Origin of the sequence: Bacillus sp. CDB3, from assembly GCF_002081505.1 — a bacterium.
Classification (GTDB): domain Bacteria; phylum Bacillota; class Bacilli; order Bacillales; family Bacillaceae_G; genus Bacillus_A; species Bacillus_A cereus_AT.
Map to the genome: position 1 here is coordinate 1 of NZ_ALBR01000020.1, position 18,507 is coordinate 18,507.

Below are 18,507 nucleotides of genomic sequence, written 5' to 3' on the forward strand. Positions count from 1 at the left end.
AGTAATAAGTAATTAAGTAGTACGTAGTAGTAGTAGTAAGTAAGTAAGTAAAGTAAGTAAAGTAAAGTAAAGTAAAGAACGAACGCGCGACAGCCTCTTTTTTTTATTTTTCATAATTAAATTGGGGGAAATCATCACCGTCGTTAAATGTAACAGATAAATTATGTCCATCGAAGAACCACTCATCATCGCCTTCAATAAAGAAGTTAATACCTTCTTCTTGAGTTTGAACAGCAGGGTGCGCAGGGTCATCTTTACGAATACCTAAAGAAAGTCCTTTTTGCACAGTACTGCAACCGCCGTATTGTACGAAAAGGCGTAGTGTTTCACCCGATTGTAAGTGTAATTCGTTTTTATACCATTGTGCTGCTTCTTTTGTTACGGAAAGATTCATGTATAGTTCCTCCAAATTATGTTGCTTTTTCTTTAGTATAAAAAATAACGCAAAAAGACGCTATTAATATGCTTCACGTTTTCTTTTTGCGTTAGGTGGGTTACGATCTTATTTTTGCTTTTTTGAAAAGTTTGCTTTCGGTTCAGTTTTATTTATAATTCGTCCGATATTTGCACGGTGTTTATAAATAACCATACCTGCTAATAAACACATCGCAATAATGAAGATTTTATCCCCGCTAACAATTGATGCAATAACAGCAACGACAGCTGTTACCATAGAAGAAAGTGATACGTATCTTGTTGTAAATAAAAGGCTGAAAAAGACAACAGCTAATATTGCAAAAACAACAGGTGAATAGCATAATAGCACCCCAGCAGAAGTTGCAACTGCTTTCCCCCCGCGGAATTTCGCGAAGATTGGATATACATGTCCAAGAACAGCTGCTAATCCAAACCATAGTGGGTGAACATCTAACCCGAAAATAATCGGTAGACTTGTTGCTAATGTACCTTTTAAAATGTCAGCAATTGTAACGATAAAACCTGCTTTTTTCCCTAGTGTACGGAATGTATTTGTTCCGCCTAAATTACCGCTTCCATGCTCACGAATGTCAATTCCATAGCCAATTTTTCCAACGACTAATGCAAACGGAATCGAGCCAAGTAAGTAGGCAACGATAAATAAAAGATATGTAATAATCATGAGTTCAGTCTCCTTTATACAAATGTGTTGATAAAGGGTAAAAAGAGTTTTTCCCGTATATTGTACCATACATTTGTAAAGAGCACATTTCTTTTTTACAAATGAAAAAGTCATTAATTTTTAAAAAAACTTTCACAGGAATGTTACATTTTTCATAAATACACTAGAACTATATGTTGTATGATTTTAATCAAAAGACAACAACATGTTGGTGGAGGGTTATGAATGTTGAAACAAAATGTACGTGGAGAAGAATTAATGAAAGTATTTGAGACAATTATCCACGGTAATGAACAAGATTTAATGCAGGAAAATGCAAATGTAGATGGCCGATCTCCAATGGGAGTGATGGGAACGTTCGCATCTGAGAGCGCAAAGTATTATGCTGTAGCAAATTTACTATCAGATCAAGTGAAAAAAGCGATAGATCAAAATATATTATATCCACATGATTTGGATTTTTATGCGACAGGAACGACGACTTGTTCGCAAATTCCGTTAGCACAAATGCTTGCTAACGGTTTTCATACCGGACATGGACATATGAGACAACCGCAAGACATTAAAAGTGCATTGGCTCTTTCGTCTATTATTTTTCAAGCGAATCAAAATATGCAGCACGGTGGTCAATCGTTTGCACTCTTTGATATTGATTTAGCTCCATATGTGAGAAAAACAGTAGCGAGACATAAGAAACGATTACAGTCATATCCGCTTACAAAAGAACAGATAGAAGAATTTGCATGGAAAGAAACAGAAAATGATACGTATCAGGCGTGTGAAGCGTTTATTCACAATTCAAATAGTATGCACAGTAGGGGCGGGGGACAAGTACCGTTTATTTCTATTAACTATGGAACAGACACATCAAAAGAGGGACGGTTATTGGTTAGACAGCTTTTAAAAGCGACACAAGCGGGTCTTGGTAAAGGGGAAACACCAATTTTTCCTATTCAAATTTTTAAAATGAAAAAAGGTGTGAACTTTGAAGAATGTGATTCGAACTATGATTTATTTGAATTAGCGTTAGAGACAACGGCTGAACGATTATTCCCTAACTTTTCATTTTTAGATGCGCCATTTAATGCAGTGCATTATGATGGACGACCGGAAAGTGAAGTATGTTACATGGGATGTCGTACTCGTGTTATGTCTAATATACATGGAGAAGAAACAGCGATTGGAAGAGGGAATTTATCATTTACGTCTATAAACTTAGTGAAATTAGCGTTAATTAGTGGTTCAAAAGAAGCGTTCTTTGAAGCGTTAAATTATTATTTAGATTTAGGAATTAAGCAATTATTAGAGAGATTTGAGTATCAATGTACGAAGCGAGCGAGAGATTTTCGATTTTTATATTCACAAGGTGTATGGCGCGGTGGAGAAAAGTTACAGCCTGAAGATTCTGTAGCATCCATTTTAAAACAAGGGACGTTAAGTCTTGGTTTTATCGGTCTTGCGGAATGTTTAGTAGCTTTAACAGGAAAGCATCATGGAGAAGATGAAGAATCATGGAAACTCGGGTATGAAATCATTTCCTTTATGAGAGATAGAATGGATAAAGCGACAGAAGAACATGAACTGAACTTCTCAGTAATTGCAACTCCTGCCGAAGGGCTATCAGGGAAGTTTGTGAAAAAAGATAGGGAGGAATTTGGTGTGATTAGCGGTATAACGAACCATAATTATTATACGAATTCATTCCATATCCCAGTTTATTATAACATTCAAGCGATAAATAAAATTCGTTTAGAGGGACCTTTCCATGCCCTATGTAACGGGGGACATATTACGTATATTGAACTAGACGGAGTAGCTATGCATAACAAAAAGGCATTAAAGCAAATTGTGCAAGCGATGGCAGAGAAAGGCGTTGGCTACGGTTCAATTAATCATCCAGTTGATCGTTGTAAGTGCTGTAGTTATCATGGAGTTATTGGGAATGAATGTCCAAGCTGTGGAAATGAAGATGAGGCTAATATAGAAAGAATTCGCCGTATAACGGGCTATCTTGTAGGAGATATGTCGAAGTGGAATAGTGCGAAACGTAGTGAAGAGATGGATCGGGTGAAGCATAAATGAAAGTTATGAACATCATTCATGATAGTGTAGTAGATGGAGAAGGATTGCGGACAGTCGTGTTTTTTGCGGGCTGTCCGCATCGTTGTTTCGGGTGCCATAATCCGGCATCTTGGAATGTTTGCAACGGGACTGAAATGACAGTAGAAGAAATTGTGAAAGAGATTGCAAGTAATCCATTAACTGATGTAACATTTTCAGGTGGAGATCCATTCTTCCAAGCTGCTGAAGTGAAAAAAGTAGCAAAAGCTGTGAAAGATTTGAAAAAAAATCTATGGGTGTATACAGGTTATACGTTAGAAGAGATACAGAGTTCTCAAAATAATGATATGATAGAGTTGTTACATTATGGGGATGTTTTAGTCGATGGAAGATTTGAAATCGAGAAAAAAGATTTAACACTTCCATTTCGCGGAAGCTCCAATCAACGTATTATTCGATTGAAAGAGTAAAAAGGCGGGATAGATTATATGAATAAAACAGTATTACTTGTTGAAGATGAAAGAAGATTACGTGAAATCGTTAGTGATTATTTTCGTAATGAAGGCTTTGAAGTAATCGAAGCAGAAGACGGAAAAAAAGCGTTAGAATTATTTGCAGAGCATGAAATTGATTTAATTATGTTAGATATTATGTTACCAGAAATAGATGGATGGTCTGTTTGTAGACGAATTAGAAAAGAATCAGCAGTACCAATCATTATGTTGACAGCACGTTCAGATGAGGATGATACATTACTAGGGTTCGAATTAGGTGCAGATGAGTATGTAACAAAACCTTTTAGTCCGAAAGTGTTAGTAGCTCGAGCAAAGACATTATTGAAACGTGCGGATGGTGCGGTAGGAGTAACTGAAGAAAATGCTATGTCTTTAGCTGGAATAGAAGTGAATCGACTATCTAGAACAGTTTTAGTAGAGGGAGAAGAAATTATATTGACACATAAGGAGTTTGAGCTTCTTGTTTATTTAATGGAGAACAAAGGAATTGTGTTGTCGCGTCAACATTTATTAGATCAGTTATGGGGATATGACTACTACGGCGATGATCGAACGGTTGATACACATATTAAAAAACTGCGAAATAAGCTAGGAGATAGAGCGAAGCATATCGGTACTGTCATTCGAGTGGGTTATAAATTTGAAGAATAACCTTTAAGTTACTATGCACTTTAGCTTCGGGATATAGCAAATTTATACTCTCCTTTGTAGGTGGAATGTACAAAAAATACTTTTCTTGTCTACAATGATAGATAGGAGTATTTTTTAAATTGGATTTCACGATGAGTTCACAAGAAGGACACAAAAAGTGACTATACTGAAAGTACGAGTTCACCAGAGAGGGGAAATAAAACATGGGATATTACGACGGACCGAATTTAAATGAAGAGCATAGTGAAACGAGAGAAATGAAAAAATCAGGTAGTAAAAAAGGATACTTTTTTACAGGTTTAGTTGGAGCTGTAGTCGGGGCTGTTACAATTAGTTTTGCAGCACCGTACATGCCATGGGTGCAAAATAATGGTGCAGCTGTTTCGTCATTCAATTCTAATAAACAAGTAGAAGGAACTGTAGTTCCAGTTGTAAATAAAGCGAAAAATGAAACTGATTTACCGGGAATGATCGAGGGCGCGAAGGATGTTGTTGTTGGTGTGATTAATATGCAACAAAGTGTTGATCCATTTGCGATGCAACAGGCAGGCCAAGAACAAACAGCTGGTACAGGCTCAGGTGTTATTTATAAAAAGGCAGGAAATAAAGCATATATCGTAACAAATAACCACGTAGTAGATGGTGCAAATAAACTTGCCGTTAAACTAAGCGATGGAAAGCAAGTCGATGCAAAATTAGTTGGTAAGGACCCTTGGTTGGACTTAGCTGTTGTAGAGATTGATGGAGCTAATGTGAATAAAGTTGCAAGTTTAGGTGATTCCAGTAAAATCCGTGCGGGTGAGAAAGCAATTGCAATCGGTAATCCATTAGGATTTGATGGAAGTGTAACGGAAGGTATCATCAGTAGTAAAGAGCGTGAAATTCCAGTTGATATTGATGGTGATAAACGTCCTGATTGGCAAGCACAAGTTATTCAAACAGATGCAGCGATTAACCCTGGTAATAGTGGTGGTGCACTATTTAACCAAAACGGTGAGGTAATCGGTATTAACTCAAGTAAAATAGCTCAGCAATCAGTAGAGGGTATTGGTTTTGCAATTCCAATTAACATCGCAAAACCAGTTATTGAATCACTTGAAAAAGATGGAGTGGTGAAACGTCCAGCACTAGGAGTCGGTGTCGTTTCATTAGAAGATGTGCAAGCTTATGCAGTAAATCAATTAAAAGTGCCAAAAGAAGTAACAAATGGAGTTGTATTAGGTAAAATTTATCCAATATCTCCGGCAGAAAAAGCTGGTTTAGAGCAATATGATATAGTAGTAGCGTTAGATGATCAAAAAGTAGAAAATTCACTTCAATTCCGTAAATATTTATATGAAAAGAAAAAAGTAGGCGAGAAAGTAGAAGTTACATTCTATCGCAACGGTCAAAAAATGACGAAAACAGCTACATTAGCAGATAATTCAGCTACAAAGAATCAATAATCGGAATAAAAGAAAGTCTCTTTCATGTTGAAAGAGACTTTCTTTATCGGCTATACTAAAGGTATAGGAGGGATTAATTATGACAATTGAAAACCCAACTCGTACGGAAATTGGTGAAGTATTGAAGAAAAGCAAAACAATCGCAGTTGTTGGATTATCAGATAAACCAGAACGTACATCGTATATGGTTTCAAAAGCAATGCAAGACGCGGGGTACCGCATTATACCGGTAAATCCAACAGTTGATGAAGTACTTGGAGAAAAGGCAGTTCCTTCACTAAAGGATATTAAAGAACATGTTGATATCGTAAACGTATTCCGCCGTTCAGAATTTTTAATGGATGTTGCGAAAGAGTTTGTAGAGATTGATGCAGATGTTTTTTGGGCACAATTAGGAGTACAAGATGAAGATACATATAAACTTTTACAAGAAAAAGGCTATACTGTAATAATGGATCGTTGTATTAAAGTAGAGCATGCGATGACAAAGTAGTATAGACTTTAAAGATAAAAAGATTGATTCAGCCCTCACAATATACATAAGTAGGGCCGATGGACGAGGTGTTCATCATGAGATTTTTTAAAGGCTGTTTTTGGGGATTGTTACTTGTTATCCCGTTTTGGATATTGATCATTTGGATCATGATAAAGGTATGGAATGTATAATCTTGGAATACATATCCATTTCTCGTTGACAAACGATTATTTTTCTGAAATAGTAGCCTAGAGGAATCCTTGTGAAAAAACAAGGATTTTTCTATTGAAAATGGTATATAAAAGAGATAAGATAACTTGCCAAAACGATAGGTTAGGCGTTATTCTATAATAGAAACATATGTTCTGATTTGATTAGGAAAGGGGCAAGGAGTTTGGCGAAGCATCAGTTCCAATACAATGAAGATGCAATTCAAGTGTTAGAAGGACTTGAAGCTGTTCGAAAACGCCCGGGTATGTATATCGGGAGTACGGACAGCCGTGGATTGCATCATTTAGTATATGAAATAGTAGATAACTCCGTTGACGAAGCGTTAGCGGGATTTGGCGACGAAATTTCTGTCGTAATACATAAAGATAATAGTATTAGTGTTATTGATAAAGGGCGAGGAATGCCTACGGGAATGCATAAACTTGGGAAACCGACACCTGAAGTCATTTTAACTGTACTTCATGCTGGTGGTAAGTTTGGTCAAGGTGGCTATAAAACAAGTGGTGGTTTGCACGGTGTTGGGGCATCAGTTGTAAATGCCTTGTCAGAATGGTTAGTAGTAACGATTAAACGTGACGGAAATATTTATGAACAACGCTTTGAAAATGGTGGTATTCCTGCAACGACGTTAGAGAAAATCGGGAAGACAAAAGAGTCTGGTACAACAATACATTTTAAACCAGATACAACTATTTTCAGTACAACAAATTACAATTATGAAACATTATGTGAAAGATTACGTGAATCTGCATTCTTATTAAAAGGAATGAAAATCTCGATAAAAGATGAACGTAATGATTTAGAGGATGTATTTCATTATGAAACAGGAATTGAAGCTTTCGTTTCATACTTAAACGAAGAGAAAGATTCGATTCATCCAGTTGTATACTTCACTGGTGAACAAAACGGAATTGAAGCAGAGTTAGCATTCCAGTTTAACGATGGCTATTCAGAAAACATTCTTTCGTTTGTAAATAACGTACGTACAAAAGACGGAGGAACACACGAAGCTGGATTTAAAACAGCAATGACGCGTGTGTTCAATGAGTATGCTCGTAAAGTATCGTTATTAAAAGAAAAAGATAAAAACTTAGAAGGTACAGATATTCGTGAAGGTGTAGCGGCTATCGTTTCTGTACGTGTACCAGAAGAAGTACTTCAGTTTGAAGGGCAAACGAAAGGGAAACTAGGTACAAGTGAAGCTCGTTCTTCAATTGATGCAATTGTATCTGAGCATTTAGCTTACTTTTTAGAAGAAAACCCGGATGTTGCTACACTTCTTGTGAGAAAGGCAGTTAAAGCAGCGCAAGCACGTGAGGCTGCTCGTAAAGCGAGAGAAGAAGCACGTACTGGTAAGAAGAAGAAAAAATCAGAAGGTACTTTAAGCGGGAAGTTAACACCTGCACAATCACGTAATCCTCAGAAAAACGAATTGTATTTAGTAGAGGGTGACTCTGCCGGTGGTTCTGCGAAACAAGGTCGAGACCGACGTTTCCAAGCGGTGCTACCATTACGTGGTAAAGTAATTAACACGGAAAAAGCAAAGCTTGCTGACATTTTTAAGAATGAAGAGATTAATACAATTATTTATGCAATTGGCGGCGGCGTAGGGAATGAATTCGCTGTTGAAGATATTAACTATGATAAAGTTGTTATTATGACCGATGCAGATACGGATGGAGCACATATTCAAGTGTTACTACTGACGTTCTTCTACCGCTATATGAAGCCACTTATTGAAGCTGGTAAAGTATTTATCGCACTTCCACCTTTATATAAAGTAAGTAAGGGAAAAGGGAAAAGTGAAGTAATTGAATATGCATGGTCTGATGAAGAATTAGATGGTGTAACAAAAAAGGTCGGTAAAGGTTATATGTTGCAGCGCTATAAAGGACTTGGTGAAATGAATGCCGATCAATTATGGGAGACAACGATGAATCCTGAAACACGTACGTTAATTCGTGTGAAAATTGACGATGCATCAAGAGCTGAGCGTCGAGTTACGACATTGATGGGTGATAAAGTAGAACCTCGCCGTAAATGGATTGAACGAAATGTACAATTTGGTATGCAAGAAGAGGGAAATATTTTAGAAAATGAAATGATTATGGAGACGGAGGTGGAATAACATGCAAGCAGAGAAGTTTCATGACCTCCCGCTTGAAGACGTGTTAGGTGATCGCTTTGCACGTTATAGTAAATATATTATTCAAGACCGCGCGCTTCCAGATGCGCGTGACGGTTTAAAACCGGTACAAAGACGTATTTTATATTCTATGTATGTAGAAGGAAATATACATGATAAAGCGTTTCGTAAATCAGCTAAAACAGTAGGTAATGTTATTGGTAACTACCATCCACACGGTGATTCCTCTGTATATGAGGCGATGGTACGTTTAAGTCAAACTTGGAAAGTACGTAATGTTTTAGTTGAAATGCATGGTAATAATGGTAGTGTTGATGGCGATCCAGCAGCGGCAATGCGTTATACAGAAGCACGGTTATCACCAATTGCATCTGAGTTATTACGTGACCTTGATAAAGAAACAGTAGAATTTGTGTCAAACTTCGATGATACGAGTGAAGAACCAGTTGTATTACCAGCAATGTTCCCAAACTTATTAGTGAACGGATCGACAGGGATTTCAGCTGGTTATGCAACAGAAATTCCCCCGCATCACCTTGGAGAAGTAATTGATGCGACGATGATGCGTATTGATAAGCCGAATAGTACTGTTGATGATTTATTAACAGTTATTAAAGGACCAGATTTCCCAACGGGTGGTATTATTCAAGGGATTGATGGTATTAAAAAAGCGTACGAAACAGGGAGAGGTAAAATTATTATTCGCGGAAAAGCAGAAGTTGAAACGATTCGTGGTGGGAAGCAACAAATCGTTATTACAGAAATTCCGTACGAAGTAAATAAAGCAAACCTTGTTAAGAAAATGGATGAATTACGTCTAGATAAAAAGCTAGATGGAATTGCTGAAGTGCGTGATGAGACAGATCGTACAGGTCTTCGCATCGTTGTAGAATTAAAAAAAGAAGTAAATGCTGAAGGTATTTTAAATTATTTATATAAGAATACAGATTTACAAATTCCATACAACTTTAATATGGTAGCGATAAATAATCGTCGTCCGACACTTATGACATTACCTAAGATTTTGGATGCATATATTGGGCATCAGAAAGAAGTTGTTACAAGACGCTCACAATATGAATTACGAAAAGCAGAAAATCGTCAACATATTGTAGAAGGTTTAAAGAAAGCATTATCGATTTTAGATGAAGTGATTGAAACGATCCGTGCTTCTAAAGATAAGCGTAATGCGAAAGATAATTTAAGTGCGAAATTTGGATTTACAGAAGCACAGTCAGAAGCAATTGTGTCGCTGCAATTATATCGTTTAACGAATACAGATATTACGGCGCTAGAACAAGAAGCAGATGAGCTTAATAAGAAAATTATAGAGTTACAGTCGATTTTACAAAGTGAAAAAAGACTACTTCAAGTTATTAAAACAGATTTGAAGAGAGTAAAGAAAACATATAGTGATGATCGCCGTGCTATTATTGAAGAACAAATTGAGGAAATTAAAATCGATGTGGAAGTTATGATTCCGCAAGAAGATGTCATCGTTACTGTAACGAAAGAAGGATATGTGAAACGAACAGGTTGGCGTTCACATAATGCATCGAACGGGAAAGACTTCGGTATGAAAGAGGGTGACATCTTACTTGAGCGTTTCGATACAAACACGACAGAAACCGTTCTTTTATTTACGAACAAAGGAAATTATATTTATCTTCCTGTATATGAAATGCCAGAAATCCGTTGGAAAGATTTAGGTCAACACGTTGCGAATCTCGTTTCACTCGAGCGGGATGAAATGATTATCTGGGCGACCGTCGTACCGAATTTTGAAGAAGAAAAACGATTTATCGTATTTGTTACACGAAACGGTATGATTAAGAAAACCGAATTAAACCAGTATAAAGTGCAACGTTATTCAAGAGCGTTCGTCGCTGTAAACTTGAAAAAAGAAGATGAAGTTGTTGATATATTTGCGACAGATGGAACGAGTGATATTGTTCTTGCAACTCATGGTGCATATGCACTTATTTTCCATGAAGATGAAGTAAGTCCAGTTGGTGTAAGAGCCGCTGGTGTGAAAGCAATTAATTTAAAAGAAGATGACTATGTCGCTTCTGGTAAACCATTAAATGGTGACAAAGATCAACTTATTCTCGTAACGCAGCGTGGTGCTGTAAAACGTCTAAAAGCATCAGAAATTGAGAAATCAACGAGGGCGAAGCGAGGTCTTGTTATTTTCAAAGAGTTAAAACGTAATCCGTACCGAATTGTCGGTATTGAAATTGTTCGAGACGATGAACTAGTTTACATGAAGACAGAGAAACACATTGTAGAAGAGATTGATCCGAAAGCGTATCGAAATAAAGACCGGTATAGTAACGGTAGTTTAGTATTAGATGTTAATGATACTGGTGAAGTTGTAGAAACGTGGACGAAGAAAAGAACGGAGTAAAGGAAGCATCTTGCTATCATTCATAGCAAGATGCTTTTTTATAAGCAAATCATTATGTATATAAAAATAATATTGTTATAATAGTGGAATGAAATCGTTCTCATGAAGTGAAACTTTAATCAGTGGGGGTTTTCTTCATCCCCCACTGATTATTAGTTGAACCAATTGGGCTTTTACTGCCCGTTAGTGCGGGATAAATGGAGGGGCAACATGAAAAAAATAGGTGTAGGGATTGTAGGATTTGGATTTTCTAGTACAACATTTCACATCCCGTTATTACAAACGATAGAAGAATATGATATTCGTGCTATTTTATCATCAAAAGAAGAAGTAGTGAAACAAGCATTACCAAATGCTGAAGTTGTTGGCACAATTGAGGAATTAGTAAGTCGTGCTGATATTGACTTAGTAGTTATTACTTCACCGAATACAACTCATTTTCCATATGTAAAAGAAGCGATTGTACATGGTAAGCATGTTGTTGTGGAAAAACCATTCGTTGTTTCAATTGAAGAAGGAGAAGAACTTATTTCATTAGCGAAGCAACATAATGTCGTTTTAAGTGTGTATCACAATCGCCGTTTTGATAATGATTTCTTAACGATAAAGAAATTGTTAGAAGAAAAAAGAATAGGGAATGTATACGCATATGAAGCGCATTTCGATCGTTTCCGCCCACATGTACGTGATCGCTGGAGAGAAAAGAATTTACCAGGATCGGGAATTTTATATGATTTAGGCTCACATTTAATTGATCAAGCATTATCATTATTTGGGAAACCAGATGCGATAAATGCTGATGTAATAAAGCAACGACCAGGTGCTGAAATTGATGACTACTTCCATGTTATACTTCATTACGGAGTAAAGCGTGTCATTTTACATAGTAGCAGTTACGTAAAGCAAGCAGGTCCACATTTTACACTGCATGGAGATAAAGGTTCTATTGTGAAGTATGGTATGGATTCACAGGAAGAACAATTAAAAGAAGGAATGAAGCCAGGAGATAATGGTTATGGTGCAGACTCTGAAGAGAATTTTGCTACTATAGAAACAGAAGAAGAATTAGTACGTATGCCGACAGAAGTCGGCTGTTATGAAATGTATTATAAAGGTGTAAGGGATAGTATTGTAAATGGTGAGAAACCACCTGTAAGGGCAGAAGAAGGTTTAGATGTTATTAAAGTGATTCAATTAGCTATTGAAAGTAGTGAAACGGGTAGAGTTATTCCTGTAAAATAAAAAAGACACGAATTTCGTGTCTTTTTTATTTTTGTGGAACAGAAAGGCCGTAAAAAAACATAGTGACTATATCTTGTATATGTTTTTCTCGATCTCCTTCAAGAAGTTGTGCCCCGAAATCATCACCTAACTGAGTGAACATTTGAATGTAAAGTAACATCATTTCTTTTGAAAGGTGTGGATTAATTTCATTCTTTTGCTGTGCTTGTTCTAATATTTCTAAATACCAAGGCAGGATTTTTTCGTTTTGATAACTATAAATAAATTCTCTGAGCGCTTCGTCTCTTTGCATCATTTGTAGTAACATATCAGGCTGAAATAACCCGCCAGTATTCATTTTTCTTACAATCATTTTTTGCATCATATCATGAAAAGGTAAGTTTTCTTCTGCAAGATCTTTATAATATTGAAATTCAGATATTATAAATTCTTGTATAAGCTCCCTAAATAACGCATCTTTACTTCCAAAATGATTATAAATTGTAACTTGAGAAACGTTTGCTTTTTTTGCAATATGTTCTATTTTCACTTCATTAAATCCACGTTCTGAAAATAGTTTAAAGGCCGCATCTTTAATGGCACGTTTTTTCTTTTCTTTCACTTTTTCAAAGCCGTTCAAAGCAATCACCTCATTTAAAATATACAAGAAAAAATAATTGAAAACAATAATTTTGAAATATGGACATATAAATATTTCAAAAAGTTGTTGCGAATATGAAAGATGAGGAGTACAATAATTTTGAAATATCATACATTAAATATTTCAAAAAATGAGGTGGGCTTATGATTTCAGTTCAAAATGTCACAAAACAGTTTTCAAATGGGAAAGGCTTGTTTGATATTACATTTGAAGTGAAAGAAGGGGAAGTTTTTGGCTACTTAGGACCAAATGGTGCTGGAAAATCAACAACGATTCGTAATTTAATGGGATTTATAAAACCGATGGCTGGTAAAGCGACAATTTTCGGATTAGATTGTTGGGAAGATGCTGCGAAAATTCAAAGAGAAGTTGGCTATTTACCAGGAGAAATTTCTTTTATTGAAGGAATGAATGGATTAGAGTTTTTAAATTTGATGCAAGGAATGCGTGGGCTAAAGGAAACGAAGAGACGTGATGACCTGATAGAGCGTCTGCAATTCGATGTGAAAACACCAATTCGAAAAATGTCTAAAGGAATGAAACAAAAAGTAGGGATTGTTGCTGCATTTATGCATGATCCAGAAGTACTAATTTTAGATGAACCAACATCAGGACTCGATCCACTTATGCAACAAGTGTTTATAGATTTAATATTAGAGGAAAAACAAAGAGGAAAAACGATTCTTATGTCGTCGCATATTTTCACTGAAATTGAGCGTACATGTGATCGAGTAGCTATTATTAAAGATGGTCGTCTTGTAACGGTAGAAGATATTCATGATTTACAAGGAATGCGAAGACAAGTAATAGATGTAACAGTATCATCTCAAGAAGAAATTGAGTCTCTTAAACAATGTGATTTGCAATTTGAAGGAGTGAAAGGTAGAGAGGCGTCAATTATTGTGCAAGGAAATTATCAAACTGTTTTACAAATACTTTCAAACTATAATGTAACCGCACTACAAACGAGAGCGACGGATTTAGAACATTTATTTATGCATTATTACGATAAGAAAGAAGGGATAAAGCATGAATAAGCAACTATTTTTAGCTAGTTTGAAAGAAACGCAAAAAAGTATTTTGAGTTATGCAACTGGTGCAGCTCTTTATTTATGGTTATTAATTTGGATATTCCCATCAATGGTATCAGCAAAAGGATTAAATGAATTAATAAGCGCTATGCCTGATAGTGTAAAAAAAATCGTTGGAATGGAGAGTCCAATTCAAAATGTAATGGATTTTTTAGCAGGTGAATATTATAGCTTATTGTTTATTATCATTTTAACAATTTTTTGTGTCACGGTTGCAACACATTTAATTGCTCGTCATGTAGATAAAGGAGCGATGGCATATTTATTAGCAACACCTGTATCCAGGGTGAAAATTGCAATTACGCAAGCTACAGTTCTCATATTGGGGCTACTAATAATTGTATTTGTTACTTATGTAGCTGGTATATTGGGTGCAGAATGGTTTTTAAAAGATAATAATTTAAATAAAGAATTATTTTTTAAGATAAATGTAGTCGGAGGACTAATATTTTTAGTAGTTAGTGCGTATTCATTTTTCTTTTCTTGTATATGTAATGATGAAAGAAAGGCACTAAGTTATTCAGCAAGTTTAACTATCTTATTTTTCGTATTAGATATGGTAGGGAAATTAAGTGATAAGTTAGAATGGATGAGAAATATATCCTTGTTTACATTATTTCGTCCGAAAGAAATTGCTGAAGGAACATATAATATATGGCCGGTAAGCGTAGGCTTAACTGTTGGGGCACTATGTATTTTTATATTAGCAATTGTAGTGTTTAGGAAGAGAGATTTGCCGTTGTAAAGTAGAAAGTCCACTTAATTAGTGGGCTTTTTTGATTAACAGTATAACTTTTATATTTAATTGTTATATACTATTTAAAAATTTCACATAACAGTGTAACATAATAACAGGGGTTCAAGTTAAATAACAAGGGGGCTATCACATAAAATAAATGATTGTCATCGATAGAAATAGTATGGGAGAAATGAAAGAAACAGGGGAGTATTGAAAATGAAAATTGTAAAGAATTTAACATTCCAAGTTATTGTGGCAATTATTTGTGGTATTGCAGTAGGAGCGATTTGGCCTAGTGTTGGACAACAAATGAAGCCAATTGGTGAGACGTTCATTAATATGATAAAAATGGTCATTGCACCAATTATCTTTTTAACAATTGTGCTTGGTATTGCAAGTATGGGAAGTATGAAAAAGGTAGGACGCGTTTGTGGGAAAGCGTTATTATATTTTGAGATTGTTACAACTTTTGCTCTTGTCATTGGTATTATCGTAGCGAATGTCGTACGTCCTGGAGATGGATTAGATCCTTCAAAGTTAAAGGGCGGAGATGTTTCACAATATGTACAAAGCGGGCAAGAAATGCAATGGATGGACTTCTTTTTACATATCGTGCCTTCTAATATGTTTGAGGCATTTGCAAAAGGTGATATATTACAAGTATTATTCTTCTCCATTTTATTTGGCGCAGGTTTAACGATGCTTGGGAAAAATGGACAACCTCTTATCGACTTTTTTGATAGGTTGTCGAAAGTGTTCTTTAACATATTATCAATTGTTATGAAATTGGCACCAATTGGGGCGTTTGGTGGAATGGCGTTTACAATTGGGAAATACGGTTTAAGCACATTAATACCGCTTGGTAAATTAATGATTTGCGTATATGCGACAATGGCATTATTTGTTTTTATCGTTTTAAATTTTATTTGTAAACTGTATAAATTTAGTTTGTGGAAATATTTAGTGCATATTAAAGAGGAATTACTCATTGTTTTAGGGACATCATCATCGGAATCTGTACTACCGCGAATGATGACAAAGATGGAAGACTTCGGGTGTTCAAAGCCAGTAGTAGGCTTAGTTATTCCGACGGGCTACTCTTTTAATTTAGATGGAACGACAATATATTTATCAATGGCAACCATATTCTTAGCGCAAGTTTTTCACATTGATCTTTCACTAGGTCAACAATTAACTATAATAGCTATTTTATTAGTTACATCGAAAGGAGCAGCAGCAGTAACAGGTGGAGGATTTATTGTACTAGCATCTACTTTATCTGCGATGAATGTTATCCCGTTAGAAGGGTTAGCACTTTTACTGGGTGTCGATCGTTTCATGTCAGAAGCAAGAGCGATTGTAAATTTAATTGGTAACGGTGTAGCGACTGTAGTTGTTGCAAAAAGCGAAAATGAATTCAATGATGAGAAGTATACGAGAGTATTAGATGAAATGAAAAAAGAGAAAATGGCCGGATGAAAAAGTCAGCTTTGCTGACTTTTTTTATTTTTGTAGGAAAAGAGTTTCTAAAAATATACATTATTTATTAACAATAATTCACAGAGATTTAATGTGTAAATATAATAAAGACTATTAAAATGGTACATTTATATGAATGAGAAATAGAATTTGAACATTATATGGAATTTTTATGAATATTACTGTAAGAAAATAATTTTTTAAAAATTTTTAATAATAATACTTTACAAATTTTAAAAAATTAGTAGAATAAGAAGTAGTAAGAATCGTCTGATAAATATATAAAGAAAAACAGAATTATCAGAAAATTCTTTATTAGATATCGTTTAGAATTAGGGAGGGTACAAAAAATGAAAAAGAAAAAAATGAAAAAACTAACGGCAGTTGTAGTACCGGTTTTAGCAATGAGCATGGCACTAACAGCATGTTCTACATCAGGCGGAGATAAAAAGACAAGCACAAACTCAAGTGGAGATAGCAAGTCAGGGGAAAAACTAGCGGCAAAACAAGTTTTAAATCGAACAGTAACACAAGAAATTCCAACGATGGATTCTTCAAAATCAACTGATACAGTATCTTCACAAATACTAGGGAACACAATGGAAGGATTATATCGTCTTGATAAAGATAATAAGCCTATTCCAGCTGCGGCAGAATCTAGTACGAAAAGTGAAGATGGTAAAAAATATACATTTAAACTACGTAAAGATGCAAAATGGTCAAACGGTGATCCAGTAACGGCGAAAGATTTCGTATATGCTTGGCAACGTCTATTAGATCCAAAAACAGCTGCTGAGTATGCATTTATCGCTTTCCCAATTAAAAATGCAGAAGTAGTTAATAAAGGAGAAAAACCTGTAACTGAACTAGGAGTGAAGGCGATAGATGACCTTACACTTGAAGTTGAGTTAGAGCAAGCAGTACCGTACTTCTTAAACTTAGTAGCATTCCCATCGTACTACCCATTAAATGAAAAATACGTAAAAGAAAAAGGGGAGAAGTTCGGTTTAGAGTCTGATACAACAGTTTATAATGGACCGTTCGTTCTTAAAGATTGGAAGCATGAACAAGGATGGCAATTAAAGAAAAATGATCAATATTGGGATAAAAAGACTGTAAAACTTGAAGAAGTTAACTTCAGTGTTGTTAAAGAGCCAGCAACTCTTATCAATTTATATGATAGCGGACAAGTTGATTTCGCTTTATTAAACGGAGAGTTCGTTGACAAATATAGAAGTAAGAAAGATGAATTTGGCACATATTCACAAGTAAGTACGTACTTCATTCGTATGAACCAAAAACGTGCTGGACAAGACACACCATTAAAGAGCAAAAAATTGCGTGAAGCAATTGCACTATCAATTGATAAAAAGAATTTAGCAAACGTAATTTTAAATGATGGATCAAAAGAAGCTGACTTCTTAGTACCAAAAGGATTAGCAACTGGACCAGACGGTAAAGACTTCCAAGACACATTTAAAAACGGCTTGAAACCAGATGCTAAAAAAGCTGCAGCAGCTTGGGAAGAAGCGAAAAAGAGCTTGGCAAAGATCAAGTTACAATTGAATTCTTAAACTATGACACTGGTAATGCGAAAAAAGTTGGAGAATATGTAAAAGATCAAATCGAGAAAAACTTAAAAGGTGTAACAGTTAACATTAAACTTCAACCATTTAAGCAAAAACTAAAATTAGAATCTGAGCAACAATATGATATTTCATACGGTGGTTGGAATCCAGATTATGCAGATCCAATGACGTTCTTAGATATGTTTGAGACTGGACATTCTCATAACCAAATGAGCTTCTCTGACCCTAAATATGACGGCATGGTGAAAAAAGCTGGAACGGAATTAATGAACGATGCAAAGAAACGTTGGGAAGAGTTAGGAAAAGCTGAAAAAACATTACTTGAAGAAGATGTAGCGATTGTACCTTTATATCAACGTGGAGATTCTTATGTTTTACAACCAAATGTAAAAGGTGTAGTAAAACATAATATCAGTCCAGAATTTAGCTTTAAGTGGGCATACGTGACTGAAAAATAATAGAGTTAAAAAAGCATTTCAAAGTAGCCTAGCTACTTTGAAATGCTTTTTTTAGTTCAGTTAAATAGAGAAGAATAAGGCGTATAGTATGTACATATAGTAGATGGGGGATAAATCATACTAAATTACGAAGATGAAAATCAGAATATTTAAAATAAAACTATTTACAAATGCAGAAAAAAGAGTAGAATAACATTAGTTATAATTTTCTGAAAAGTAAATCATTAACAAGGGGTCTC

Annotated in this window: 14 protein-coding genes and 1 pseudogene; 12 read left to right on the forward strand and 3 right to left on the reverse strand. The window is 35.3% G+C overall.

Going from position 1 to position 18,507, the window contains the following annotated elements; genetic code table 11:
• Window positions 1-103 precede the first annotated feature (103 nt).
• Window positions 104-394, reverse strand: coding sequence for a HesB/YadR/YfhF family protein (locus CDB3_RS06465; RefSeq protein ID WP_097829061.1), 291 nt, complete (start codon window positions 392-394; stop codon window positions 104-106).
• A 108-nt stretch (window positions 395-502) separates the two neighbouring features.
• Entirely contained in the window at window positions 503-1,099 is a 597-nt protein-coding gene (plsY, locus tag CDB3_RS06470; protein ID WP_097902766.1) for a glycerol-3-phosphate 1-O-acyltransferase PlsY, read from the reverse strand.
• Between the two features lie 225 nt (window positions 1,100-1,324).
• On the opposite strand from plsY, the gene CDB3_RS06475 reads away from it, so the two are divergent.
• The 8 genes from CDB3_RS06475 (at window position 1,325) to CDB3_RS06510 (ending at window position 12,272) form a co-directional block, all read left to right on the forward strand.
• The gene (locus tag CDB3_RS06475; RefSeq protein WP_128853817.1) at window positions 1,325-3,181 is read left to right on the forward strand and encodes an anaerobic ribonucleoside triphosphate reductase; all 1,857 of its coding nucleotides are present in this window, start codon (window positions 1,325-1,327) and stop codon (window positions 3,179-3,181) included.
• A complete protein-coding gene (gene nrdG, locus CDB3_RS06480; RefSeq protein WP_128853818.1) occupies window positions 3,178-3,630 on the forward strand; it encodes an anaerobic ribonucleoside-triphosphate reductase activating protein in 453 nt (150 codons plus the stop codon). The genes CDB3_RS06475 and nrdG overlap by 4 nt, the downstream gene beginning before the upstream one ends.
• Window positions 3,631-3,648: 18 nt before the next feature.
• Window positions 3,649-4,326, forward strand: a complete 678-nt coding sequence (locus CDB3_RS06485) for a response regulator transcription factor (RefSeq protein WP_097829057.1) — start codon at window positions 3,649-3,651, stop codon at window positions 4,324-4,326.
• 203 nt (window positions 4,327-4,529) lie between these two features.
• Window positions 4,530-5,771 carry a S1C family serine protease gene (locus tag CDB3_RS06490; RefSeq protein ID WP_128853819.1) on the forward strand — a complete coding sequence of 414 codons (1,242 nt, stop codon included), beginning with the start codon at window positions 4,530-4,532 and terminating at the stop codon, window positions 5,769-5,771.
• A 79-nt stretch (window positions 5,772-5,850) separates the two neighbouring features.
• Window positions 5,851-6,264 carry a CoA-binding protein gene (locus tag CDB3_RS06495; protein ID WP_098763347.1) on the forward strand — a complete coding sequence of 138 codons (414 nt, stop codon included), beginning with the start codon at window positions 5,851-5,853 and terminating at the stop codon, window positions 6,262-6,264.
• 376 nt (window positions 6,265-6,640) lie between these two features.
• Window positions 6,641-8,605 (forward strand): DNA topoisomerase IV subunit B, encoded by a 1,965-nt coding sequence (gene parE / locus CDB3_RS06500; RefSeq protein WP_001062190.1) that lies wholly within the window; start codon window positions 6,641-6,643, stop codon window positions 8,603-8,605.
• Between the two features lies 1 nt (window position 8,606).
• The gene (parC, locus tag CDB3_RS06505) at window positions 8,607-11,030 is read left to right on the forward strand and encodes a DNA topoisomerase IV subunit A (RefSeq protein ID WP_128853820.1); all 2,424 of its coding nucleotides are present in this window, start codon (window positions 8,607-8,609) and stop codon (window positions 11,028-11,030) included.
• 210 nt (window positions 11,031-11,240) lie between these two features.
• Complete coding sequence (locus CDB3_RS06510) at window positions 11,241-12,272, forward strand: oxidoreductase (protein WP_128853821.1); 1,032 nt, start codon at window positions 11,241-11,243, stop codon at window positions 12,270-12,272.
• A gap of 25 nt (window positions 12,273-12,297) precedes the next feature.
• Here CDB3_RS06510 and CDB3_RS06515 read toward each other — a convergent pair whose 3' ends face one another.
• The gene (locus CDB3_RS06515; RefSeq protein ID WP_128853822.1) at window positions 12,298-12,891 is read right to left on the reverse strand and encodes a TetR/AcrR family transcriptional regulator; all 594 of its coding nucleotides are present in this window, start codon (window positions 12,889-12,891) and stop codon (window positions 12,298-12,300) included.
• A gap of 164 nt (window positions 12,892-13,055) precedes the next feature.
• Here CDB3_RS06515 and CDB3_RS06520 point away from each other — a divergent pair, with 164 nt between their 5' ends.
• From CDB3_RS06520 to CDB3_RS06535, 4 genes and pseudogenes are all read left to right on the forward strand, one after another.
• The gene (locus CDB3_RS06520; RefSeq protein WP_128853823.1) at window positions 13,056-13,949 is read left to right on the forward strand and encodes an ABC transporter ATP-binding protein; all 894 of its coding nucleotides are present in this window, start codon (window positions 13,056-13,058) and stop codon (window positions 13,947-13,949) included.
• Complete coding sequence (locus CDB3_RS06525; protein ID WP_128853824.1) at window positions 13,942-14,748, forward strand: ABC transporter permease subunit; 807 nt, start codon at window positions 13,942-13,944, stop codon at window positions 14,746-14,748. The genes CDB3_RS06520 and CDB3_RS06525 overlap by 8 nt, the downstream gene beginning before the upstream one ends.
• Window positions 14,749-14,958: 210 nt before the next feature.
• The gene (locus tag CDB3_RS06530; RefSeq protein ID WP_128853825.1) at window positions 14,959-16,221 is read left to right on the forward strand and encodes a dicarboxylate/amino acid:cation symporter; all 1,263 of its coding nucleotides are present in this window, start codon (window positions 14,959-14,961) and stop codon (window positions 16,219-16,221) included.
• Between the two features lie 599 nt (window positions 16,222-16,820).
• Window positions 16,821-18,268 (forward strand): annotated as a pseudogene (locus CDB3_RS06535) (peptide ABC transporter substrate-binding protein).
• Window positions 18,269-18,507: the final 239 nt, after the last annotated feature.

Bases quoted from the DNA above. Each gene is read 5' to 3' on its own strand.
- CDB3_RS06465 (WP_097829061.1), bottom strand. From the start codon at position 394: ATGAATCTTTCCGTAACAAAAGAAGCAGCACAATGGTATAAAAACGAA.
- plsY (WP_097902766.1), bottom strand. From the start codon at position 1,099: ATGATTATTACATATCTTTTATTTATCGTTGCCTACTTACTTGGCTCG.
- CDB3_RS06475 (WP_128853817.1), top strand. From the start codon at position 1,325: ATGTTGAAACAAAATGTACGTGGAGAAGAATTAATGAAAGTATTTGAG.
- nrdG (WP_128853818.1), top strand. From the start codon at position 3,178: ATGAAAGTTATGAACATCATTCATGATAGTGTAGTAGATGGAGAAGGA.
- CDB3_RS06485 (WP_097829057.1), top strand. From the start codon at position 3,649: ATGAATAAAACAGTATTACTTGTTGAAGATGAAAGAAGATTACGTGAA.
- CDB3_RS06490 (WP_128853819.1), top strand. From the start codon at position 4,530: ATGGGATATTACGACGGACCGAATTTAAATGAAGAGCATAGTGAAACG.
- CDB3_RS06495 (WP_098763347.1), top strand. From the start codon at position 5,851: ATGACAATTGAAAACCCAACTCGTACGGAAATTGGTGAAGTATTGAAG.
- parC (WP_128853820.1), top strand. From the start codon at position 8,607: ATGCAAGCAGAGAAGTTTCATGACCTCCCGCTTGAAGACGTGTTAGGT.
- CDB3_RS06510 (WP_128853821.1), top strand. From the start codon at position 11,241: ATGAAAAAAATAGGTGTAGGGATTGTAGGATTTGGATTTTCTAGTACA.
- CDB3_RS06520 (WP_128853823.1), top strand. From the start codon at position 13,056: ATGATTTCAGTTCAAAATGTCACAAAACAGTTTTCAAATGGGAAAGGC.
- CDB3_RS06525 (WP_128853824.1), top strand. From the start codon at position 13,942: ATGAATAAGCAACTATTTTTAGCTAGTTTGAAAGAAACGCAAAAAAGT.
- CDB3_RS06530 (WP_128853825.1), top strand. From the start codon at position 14,959: ATGAAAATTGTAAAGAATTTAACATTCCAAGTTATTGTGGCAATTATT.